Here is a 2324-nt window from a genome sequence, read left to right on the forward strand (position 1 = left end):
GCCTGGTTGCGATCGCCTGATAAGTATCTCGCAATTTTGGATAAAGGTACACACTTTTCTACTTTAAGTGTGGCTAAAAGTGATAGCGTGTTCCCAGTTTCCGATAGTTTTATCGGTCCCGAACCAGAACGAGCGCGGATGTTTACTAGAGCGCTCAGCTCGGCTTTTTTTCAAACTCATTTAGCCAACCGGAGTGAATTTAAACCTTATTTGAGTGCCGCTTATGGCAGATCGCTAGCACCCACAGGCGTGTCAGTAGCCAGCAAATCGCTCGTAGACACCAACACAAATCGAGCATCACTCCGACTAAATATCGTCGGTGCATCTGCGGCTGAATCACTCGTGCTGATGCTGCAACAAGATACTTCGCGGGCACCCGAACTCGCTCCTTCGATAATTAATTATTAAGTACCTCTCCCCAACACAGATTGCTTAGTCTTAACTAGTGCATTGTGATAAACGGTTTGCGTTTGAATGGCGATCTTTGCCCAATTAAAACGTTTGCCCAGTTCATCGTAGGCATTATCCGTCAACCACTTGGCATAACCTGGATTTTTGAGTACTTCCAAGATCCCCCATGCTAGCGAATTACAATCCCACTTCCAGGTAACGATTCCCGTCTTGGTATGTCTGACGACTTCCGCTAACCCCCCAGCATCAGATACTACCACTGGTACCCGCGCTGCAAAACTTTCTAGAGCGACAATCCCAAAAGGTTCGTATAAACTAGGGAACACCGCACAGTCGGCGACAGTTTGAAATCTATCTAGATCTTCATCAGACATAAAGCCTGTAAAAAAACATTTCTCCCAAATCCCCAGGTCCCAAGCTTGTTGTTTTAAACCATCAGTATTCCCACCACCGATGAAAATAAATTTGGCATTACCGCCGAGTTCCCATAAGACTTTAGGCGCGGCATTGAGGAGAACAAAGATGCCTTTTTCATAAGTCATCCGCCCTACATAATAGACGATTTGTTCGTAATCAGCAGCAAACCGCCGCCGAAAGTCCCAAAAATCAAAATCTTTAGGGCGCTGTTTTTTTTCAGGACGGATGCCATTATAAATAATGCTGATTCTTTCCCACGGACAGCGGAGAATTTGCCCGACTTCTTGCTGCATATACTGACTACAGACGATCGTTTGTGCGGCTGTCTCGACTAGGCGGGTTTCTTGAGAGTGAACGTACTCGCTGCTAGGGTTGTGAATGCCATTATGTCTGCCGAATTCCGTTGCATGAATCGTGGCGACGATCGGCAGATTAAATTTCTCGCTCAGAGCGATCGCGGTATCTGCTACCATCCAATCGTGAGCGTGAATTAGATCGAAATCAGAATGGAGTTCTAATAACTTTGCGCCGTATTTCTTCATGCTGTGATTCATGTTGCCAATCCAGTTGAAGATGTCTTGACTGAATCCAGCAACAGGGACGCGATGAACGTAAATACCCTCGATGATTTCTTTAGCTGGTGCTTGAGAGAACTCCACCGTAATCAGATGAATCTCATGACCCAATTTAACCAGCTCGGGATACAACTCGGCACCATGACGAGCGATACCTCCCACGAGGCGCGGCGGAAATTCCCAAATTAGAACTAAAATTTTCATCGCTGCTAGGTGCGCTACTATTCTCTCCCTAAGTGGTAGTCGATCGGTAAAAGACAGCCTTGCTCTGGTAAGGTGTAGTGGTTTCTTCGACTATTTTTAGCATCGGATCGAGATGCTGTCGGTAATTAGAACTGAATATCTACCAAAAGATAGCTTCCGATGTCGATTCTGCGTGGTAAAAGCTAGTATTCCTAACATTATATCTGGCTATCGAGCGATCTGGCAGTTATTACTCGTTTGGCAGATAAGTAGTCGAAATATTACATTTTATACTCTAGCACCGGGCGGCGATCGCGGTCGCACTGAATCTTCCCAACGGGTGCCAGCGATTTGCACACGATCTAATCCTAATTCCCGATCGAGCAGTAAAATCTACAGCCGCGATCGCATAAACTTAGTCAATCGATCCATGCCTTTTTCGATCGTCGTGAGATCTGTTGCATACGAAATCCGAATATGATCGTCCGCGCCAAATGGCAGTCCGGGAATGGTAGCGACTTGTTGCTGTTCGAGTAATTGCTGACAAAATTCCAGTGACTTGAGCTGGGTACTGGCGATATTGACAAAGATATAAAAAGCGCCATCCGGCTTGGCACAACTTAGTCCCGGAATTGCCTCCAGCCGCTCGACAATTGCCTGTCTTCTCACCACAAATGCTTGGCGCATCGTCTCCACACAGTCCTGAGAGCCTTCTAGAGCCGCGATCGCGCCGTACTG

At 46.6% G+C, this 2324-nt stretch carries 2 protein-coding genes and 1 pseudogene; 1 reads left to right on the top strand and 2 read right to left on the bottom strand.

The window, feature by feature from the left end:
- Nucleotides 1–408, top strand: a pseudogene (locus RMO35_RS21310) (hypothetical protein); the annotation flags it as partial.
- Here RMO35_RS21310 and RMO35_RS21315 read toward each other — a convergent pair.
- Together RMO35_RS21315 and RMO35_RS21320 are read right to left on the bottom strand one after the other, a co-directional pair.
- A complete protein-coding gene (locus RMO35_RS21315) occupies nucleotides 405–1607 on the bottom strand; it encodes a glycosyltransferase family 4 protein (RefSeq protein ID WP_309744038.1) in 1203 nt (400 codons plus the stop codon). The pseudogene RMO35_RS21310 and the gene RMO35_RS21315 overlap by 4 nt on opposite strands.
- Before the next feature lie 372 nt (nucleotides 1608–1979).
- Nucleotides 1980–2324: aminotransferase class I/II-fold pyridoxal phosphate-dependent enzyme (locus RMO35_RS21320; protein ID WP_309744040.1), on the bottom strand; the 345-nt coding region annotated here is incomplete at its 5' end.

The organism is Chamaesiphon sp. OTE_20_metabat_361 (genome assembly GCF_031364565.1).